The sequence below is a fragment of the Gleimia hominis genome (genome assembly GCF_032085515.1).
Classification (GTDB): Bacteria; Actinomycetota; Actinomycetes; order Actinomycetales; family Actinomycetaceae; genus Gleimia; species Gleimia hominis.
Window position 1 is genome coordinate 1 of record NZ_JASXSX010000009.1, and the last position, 6058, is coordinate 6058.

Annotated in this window: 9 protein-coding genes; 4 read left to right on the forward strand and 5 right to left on the reverse strand. The window is 57.9% G+C overall.

What is annotated here, in order from left to right; genetic code table 11:
• Positions 1-309: 309 nt before the first annotated feature.
• The 5 genes from QS713_RS09025 to QS713_RS09040 all read right to left on the reverse strand — a co-directional run bounded on the left by QS713_RS09025 (position 310) and on the right by QS713_RS09040 (position 2952).
• On the reverse strand, positions 310-687 hold the full coding sequence (locus QS713_RS09025; protein WP_313274698.1) for an HNH endonuclease: 378 nt from the start codon (positions 685-687) through the stop codon (positions 310-312).
• A gap of 174 nt (positions 688-861) precedes the next feature.
• Positions 862-1329 (reverse strand): hypothetical protein, encoded by a 468-nt coding sequence (locus QS713_RS09030; RefSeq protein WP_313274700.1) that lies wholly within the window; start codon positions 1327-1329, stop codon positions 862-864.
• The gene (locus QS713_RS09205; RefSeq protein WP_512699826.1) at positions 1320-2198 is read right to left on the reverse strand and encodes a DEAD/DEAH box helicase; all 879 of its coding nucleotides are present in this window, start codon (positions 2196-2198) and stop codon (positions 1320-1322) included. Before QS713_RS09205 ends, QS713_RS09030 begins: the two co-directional genes overlap by 10 nt.
• Positions 2199-2216: 18 nt before the next feature.
• Positions 2217-2696 carry an SNF2-related protein gene (locus tag QS713_RS09210; protein WP_512699827.1) on the reverse strand — a complete coding sequence of 160 codons (480 nt, stop codon included), beginning with the start codon at positions 2694-2696 and terminating at the stop codon, positions 2217-2219.
• Complete coding sequence (locus QS713_RS09040) at positions 2677-2952, reverse strand: VRR-NUC domain-containing protein (protein WP_313274701.1); 276 nt, start codon at positions 2950-2952, stop codon at positions 2677-2679. Before QS713_RS09040 ends, QS713_RS09210 begins: the two co-directional genes overlap by 20 nt.
• Before the next feature lie 154 nt (positions 2953-3106).
• On the opposite strand from QS713_RS09040, the gene QS713_RS09045 reads away from it, so the two are divergent.
• From QS713_RS09045 to QS713_RS09060, 4 genes are all read left to right on the forward strand, one after another.
• Positions 3107-3382 carry a VRR-NUC domain-containing protein gene (locus tag QS713_RS09045; protein WP_313274701.1) on the forward strand — a complete coding sequence of 92 codons (276 nt, stop codon included), beginning with the start codon at positions 3107-3109 and terminating at the stop codon, positions 3380-3382.
• Entirely contained in the window at positions 3363-4739 is a 1377-nt protein-coding gene (locus QS713_RS09050) for an SNF2-related protein (RefSeq protein WP_313274702.1), read from the forward strand. The genes QS713_RS09045 and QS713_RS09050 overlap by 20 nt, the downstream gene beginning before the upstream one ends.
• The gene (locus QS713_RS09055; protein WP_313274700.1) at positions 4730-5197 is read left to right on the forward strand and encodes a hypothetical protein; all 468 of its coding nucleotides are present in this window, start codon (positions 4730-4732) and stop codon (positions 5195-5197) included. The genes QS713_RS09050 and QS713_RS09055 overlap by 10 nt, the downstream gene beginning before the upstream one ends.
• Before the next feature lie 174 nt (positions 5198-5371).
• The gene (locus QS713_RS09060) at positions 5372-5749 is read left to right on the forward strand and encodes an HNH endonuclease (RefSeq protein ID WP_313274698.1); all 378 of its coding nucleotides are present in this window, start codon (positions 5372-5374) and stop codon (positions 5747-5749) included.
• Positions 5750-6058: the final 309 nt, after the last annotated feature.

Sequence of the window (6058 nt, forward strand, 5' to 3'; positions counted from 1 at the left end):
CGCGCGATGCCTTCACCTATACGCCCCCAGCAGGGACGAAACCGGACGGGATAAAAAATCAGTCACAAAAAACCGCGTCAACCCTTAATACGGACGCAGCAAGAACGGGCCTAGGGTTAATACCTTGTTTGATTCAAGGTTTTTGTGCGCGGTTGGCCCCGCCCGCTGACCTCTGACAAGGCGTGAGAGATTCGACGGCCCCTACCCCTCGCCAGGCTTTCGACGTTGCCGCGTGTCAGGAGAACTCGACTAGGGTCGGCATCTTTGAGGTTCCAGATGATCGACGCGACAGAGCGCGACGTGGCGCTTCTAATACGTGTAGACCCGAGGTTGTTGCCGCCAACGGTCGTCATCGAGCGCGGTCTGCCTAGAGTGGCAGGGCTTGCACAGGCTTCGCAGGTTCCCAAAGTCGTGGGTGCCGCCATGCTCGAGCGGCAGCACGTGGTGAACCTCTTGGACAGGCGTGTAGCGGCCTTGTTTAAGGCAGTCCTCGCAGAGTGGATGTTGTGCGACGTAGGCGGCGCGGATCTTACGCCACCTAGAGTCGTAGCGTTTATTGATGGCCGGGTCACGCTGATACTTGCGGTAGCGTGCGTCTTCCGCCTTGGCATGGGTCTCGCAGTAGCGTTTGTGGGTGAGCTCGGGGCATCCGGGGTGGGAGCACGGGCGGGCTGGTTTGACCGGCATCACTGGCTCCTTTTCCGAACATGGTGAAGCCCCAAGACACCCAGCCAAATGAACTGGCCGCGTCTTGGGGCTTTTCCTACTTTTCAACCACTTACAGTATTTCACCCTGAAAACGGGTTTTCCATCGCCTGGTTCGGATACCTGCTAACGCTTGGGTGCAACTACCCAAGGCTTTTAGACTCGGCCGTAGAGAGCAACAGCGAGCCGGTCAAGAGCACGGTTCTTCCTGCGGTAGACACTATCGCGCTCAATGTAAAAATGGTCGCTGATCATTGCTACCCGCTCGTCTTGGCTGCCTTCCCCGAGAAAGAAGTTCTCGAGCACGTATTGATCATCTTCGGAGATAACTTCCCATGCGGGCAGGAACCACGCCAAGTATTGACGCGCCTGAATCTCGCGCTGGTTAAGCAAGTCAATGCGATCCAGCGTAGCGGCAATCCGGGCCTGCCCAGCATGGGGATCCGGGTTGCGTGGCATCCCGTCGAGTTTCGCTGATGCCGGAGCAGCGAGGTCTTCGCGCAGCTGGCGGGCTTCAGAAGCGGTCTCCTCTGGGGTATTGGCGGCGTTTTCCATCACCGGATAGTCTTGCAGCGCTTTGATCGCGGCCTTGCGGGTGTCGAGGTATTTGGTCATCACATGCATGATGTGTCCTTCCTGGTGGTTGTGTGAATTTCGTGTACGACCGCGTCGATCAACGCAGCCTGCGTATCGTTTTTGGCATCGAGCGCTTTCAGGACGGCTTCATCGAGCGTTCCTTCAGCGACCAGATGCGTGATCGTGACCGGCTCGGCCTGGCCTTGCCGATAAAGCCGGGCATTGGTCTGCTGGTAAAGCTCCAGGCTCCACGTCAGGCTGAACCACACCAGCAGATGCCCACCAGCCTGCAAGTTGAGCCCGTGACCAGCGGATGCTGGATGAATCAACCCGAGGGGTATTTCGCCGTTGTTCCACGCCTCAATATCGGCCGAGGTTTTCAACTCGCGAGCCTGTGGGAAGCGGGCGTGGATTCTGGCGAGGTCGTGTTTGAACCAGTAGGCAACCAGCAGGTTTTGCCCGTTGGCTGCTTCGATGAGGTCTTCGAGGGCGTCGAGCTTCCGATCATGCACGCCTGCCCACTGAGCATCGCCTGTGTAGATTGCGCCCGATGCTAACTGCAGCAGCTTGCCCGACAGCGCGGCAGCATTAGCTGCATCAACCGTCGCCTCACCGAGTTGGAGTACGAGGTCTGCCTTGAGCTGCTCGTAGACCTTGCGCTCCTTCGGTTCCAGCACCACAGGCGTTGTCGTCACCGTCAACGGCGGGAGCATCAGGTGGTCGGTGGTTCGCATCGACAACGTCATGTCACCAATCGCCGCATAGATCTCGTCCTCAGCACCCGCGCGAGGCTTGTAGGTGAACACCTGCATCCCACCCCGCTTATCGGGCACGAACCAACGCTCGCGATAACGGGTGATGAACCGTCCGAGCCGAGTTCCGCCGTCGAGGAGACGGAACTGCGCCCAGATGTCCATCAGCCCGTTCGATGCGGGCTATCCGGTGCGGCCGACCCAGCGCTTCACGGGCGGCCGCATCTTCAGCAGCGCAGTCAACCGATTGTCGCGGTGGTTCTGGTAGCTGGCGAGTTCGTCCAGGACGACCATGTCAATAGGCCCCTGGGGGCCGTAGTGGCTGACGAGCCACGGGATGTTTTCCCGGTTGATGACCGTCACCGTCGCCGACGCCGCGAGAGCATCCAGCCGGTCTTGTTTGGTGCCAACAGCGACCGCAACCGTCAAACCTTCGAGGTGATCCCATTTGGCTATTTCGGCTGGCCACGTATCGCGGGCAACTCGCAGCGGCGCGATGACGAGGACGCGGTGGACGGTGAAGTAGTCGAGCATGAGCTGCCAGATCGCCGTCAGGGTGATCACCGATTTGCCCATGCCAAGACCGAGGAATACTGCGGCCTCATAGTGGTCGATGATGAACTGGGTTGCTTGTGTTTGGTAGTTATGCGGCTGATAGTGCATCACACACCTCCCTAATACCGTCAGCTGAATCAATGACGAAAGTGGTGAATCCTTGGTTTTGTAGTTGTTTCATCCGGTGTTCTTGGATTGGGCGGGGCTTCCTGCCTGGTGTTTTGACCTCGACGAAAACGGCCCGTCCGTCGCGGAGGCAGATACGGTCTGGTACTCCCGTGGTTCCAGGGCAGATGAGTTTCCAGCACAACCCGCCCATGTCTTCAACGGTTTTTCGCAGTTGTTGTTCTAGTTGTTTTTCCATGTCACATCTCCTTGTGGTTGGAGAAGTGTAGGGCGTGTAGGTCTATATATATTAATCGCGTAGAAAAAATAGAAATGAAAAAATATTTTTTCTATATATAAATAGGGAAACAACCAACACGCCCTACACTTCTCCAACCACAAGGAGATGTGACATGGAAAAACAACTAGAACAACAACTGCGAAAAACCGTTGAAGACATGGGCGGGTTGTGCTGGAAACTCATCTGCCCTGGAACCACGGGAGTACCAGACCGTATCTGCCTCCGCGACGGACGGGCCGTTTTCGTCGAGGTCAAAACACCAGGCAGGAAGCCCCGCCCAATCCAAGAACACCGGATGAAACAACTACAAAACCAAGGATTCACCACTTTCGTCATTGATTCAGCTGACGGTATTAGGGAGGTGTGTGATGCACTATCAGCCGCATAACTACCAAACACAAGCAACCCAGTTCATCATCGACCACTATGAGGCCGCAGTATTCCTCGGTCTTGGCATGGGCAAATCGGTGATCACCCTGACGGCGATCTGGCAGCTCATGCTCGACTACTTCACCGTCCACCGCGTCCTCGTCATCGCGCCGCTGCGAGTTGCCCGCGATACGTGGCCAGCCGAAATAGCCAAATGGGATCACCTCGAAGGTTTGACGGTTGCGGTCGCTGTTGGCACCAAACAAGACCGGCTGGATGCTCTCGCGGCGTCGGCGACGGTGACGGTCATCAACCGGGAAAACATCCCGTGGCTCGTCAGCCACTACGGCTCCCAGTGGCCGTTTGACATGGTCGTCATCGACGAACTCTCCAGCTTCAAGAACCACCGAGCCAAGCGGTTCACTGCGCTGGTGAAGATGCGGCCGCACGTGAAGCGCTGGGTCGGCCTGACCGGAACGCCCGCATCGAACGGGCTGATGGACATCTGGGCGCAGTTCCGTCTCCTCGACGGCGGAACTCGGCTCGGACGGTTCATCACCCGTTATCGCGAGCGTTGGTTCGTGCCCGATAAGCGGGGTGGGATGCAGGTGTTCACCTACAAGCCTCGCGCGGGTGCTGAGGACGAGATCTATGCGGCGATTGGTGACATGACGTTGTCGATGCGAACCACCGACCACCTGATGCTCCCGCCGTTGACGGTGACGACAACGCCTGTGGTGCTGGAACCGAAGGAGCGCAAGGTCTACGAGCAGCTCAAGGCAGACCTCGTACTCCAACTCGGTGAGGCGACGGTTGATGCAGCTAATGCTGCCGCGCTGTCGGGCAAGCTGCTGCAGTTAGCATCGGGCGCAATCTACACAGGCGATGCTCAGTGGGCAGGCGTGCATGATCGGAAGCTCGACGCCCTCGAAGACCTCATCGAAGCAGCCAACGGGCAAAACCTGCTGGTTGCCTACTGGTTCAAACACGACCTCGCCAGAATCCACGCCCGCTTCCCACAGGCTCGCGAGTTGAAAACCTCGGCCGATATTGAGGCGTGGAACAACGGCGAAATACCCCTCGGGTTGATTCATCCAGCATCCGCTGGTCACGGGCTCAACTTGCAGGCTGGTGGGCATCTGCTGGTGTGGTTCAGCCTGACGTGGAGCCTGGAGCTTTACCAGCAGACCAATGCCCGGCTTTATCGGCAAGGCCAGGCCGAGCCGGTCACGATCACGCATCTGGTCGCTGAAGGAACGCTCGATGAAGCCGTCCTGAAAGCGCTCGATGCCAAAAACGATACGCAGGCTGCGTTGATCGACGCGGTCGTACACGAAATTCACACAACCACCAGGAAGGACACATCATGCATGTGATGACCAAATACCTCGACACCCGCAAGGCCGCGATCAAAGCGCTGCAAGACTATCCGGTGATGGAAAACGCCGCCAATACCCCAGAGGAGACCGCTTCTGAAGCCCGCCAGCTGCGCGAAGACCTCGCTGCTCCGGCATCAGCGAAACTCGACGGGATGCCACGCAACCCGGATCCCCATGCTGGGCAGGCCCGGATTGCCGCTACGCTGGATCGCATTGACTTGCTTAACCAGCGCGAGATTCAGGCGCGTCAATACTTGGCGTGGTTCCTGCCCGCATGGGAAGTTATCTCCGAAGATGATCAATACGTGCTCGAGAACTTCTTTCTCGGGGAAGGCAGCCAAGACGAGCGGGTAGCAATGATCAGCGACCATTTTTACATTGAGCGCGATAGTGTCTACCGCAGGAAGAACCGTGCTCTTGACCGGCTCGCTGTTGCTCTCTACGGCCGAGTCTAAAAGCCTTGGGTAGTTGCACCCAAGCGTTAGCAGGTATCCGAACCAGGCGATGGAAAACCCGTTTTCAGGGTGAAATACTGTAAGTGGTTGAAAAGTAGGAAAAGCCCCAAGACGCGGCCAGTTCATTTGGCTGGGTGTCTTGGGGCTTCACCATGTTCGGAAAAGGAGCCAGTGATGCCGGTCAAACCAGCCCGCCCGTGCTCCCACCCCGGATGCCCCGAGCTCACCCACAAACGCTACTGCGAGACCCATGCCAAGGCGGAAGACGCACGCTACCGCAAGTATCAGCGTGACCCGGCCATCAATAAACGCTACGACTCTAGGTGGCGTAAGATCCGCGCCGCCTACGTCGCACAACATCCACTCTGCGAGGACTGCCTTAAACAAGGCCGCTACACGCCTGTCCAAGAGGTTCACCACGTGCTGCCGCTCGAGCATGGCGGCACCCACGACTTTGGGAACCTGCGAAGCCTGTGCAAGCCCTGCCACTCTAGGCAGACCGCGCTCGATGACGACCGTTGGCGGCAACAACCTCGGGTCTACACGTATTAGAAGCGCCACGTCGCGCTCTGTCGCGTCGATCATCTGGAACCTCAAAGATGCCGACCCTAGTCGAGTTCTCCTGACACGCGGCAACGTCGAAAGCCTGGCGAGGGGTAGGGGCCGTCGAATCTCTCACGCCTTGTCAGAGGTCAGCGGGCGGGGCCAACCGCGCACAAAAACCTTGAATCAAACAAGGTATTAACCCTAGGCCCGTTCTTGCTGCGTCCGTATTAAGGGTTGACGCGGTTTTTTGTGACTGATTTTTTATCCCGTCCGGTTTCGTCCCTGCTGGGGGCGTATAGGTGAAGGCATCGCGCG

What these genes read in the sequence shown, in the direction of transcription:
- QS713_RS09205 (WP_512699826.1), bottom strand. Translation starts at nt 2,198, where the DNA reads ATGGACATCTGGGCGCAGTTCCGTCTCCTCGACGGCGGAACTCGGCTC.
- QS713_RS09040 (WP_313274701.1), bottom strand. Translation starts at nt 2,952, where the DNA reads ATGGAAAAACAACTAGAACAACAACTGCGAAAAACCGTTGAAGACATG.
- QS713_RS09050 (WP_313274702.1), top strand. Translation starts at nt 3,363, where the DNA reads ATGCACTATCAGCCGCATAACTACCAAACACAAGCAACCCAGTTCATC.
- QS713_RS09060 (WP_313274698.1), top strand. Translation starts at nt 5,372, where the DNA reads ATGCCGGTCAAACCAGCCCGCCCGTGCTCCCACCCCGGATGCCCCGAG.
- QS713_RS09045 (WP_313274701.1), top strand. Translation starts at nt 3,107, where the DNA reads ATGGAAAAACAACTAGAACAACAACTGCGAAAAACCGTTGAAGACATG.
- QS713_RS09210 (WP_512699827.1), bottom strand. Translation starts at nt 2,696, where the DNA reads ATGCACTATCAGCCGCATAACTACCAAACACAAGCAACCCAGTTCATC.
- QS713_RS09025 (WP_313274698.1), bottom strand. Translation starts at nt 687, where the DNA reads ATGCCGGTCAAACCAGCCCGCCCGTGCTCCCACCCCGGATGCCCCGAG.
- QS713_RS09055 (WP_313274700.1), top strand. Translation starts at nt 4,730, where the DNA reads ATGCATGTGATGACCAAATACCTCGACACCCGCAAGGCCGCGATCAAA.
- QS713_RS09030 (WP_313274700.1), bottom strand. Translation starts at nt 1,329, where the DNA reads ATGCATGTGATGACCAAATACCTCGACACCCGCAAGGCCGCGATCAAA.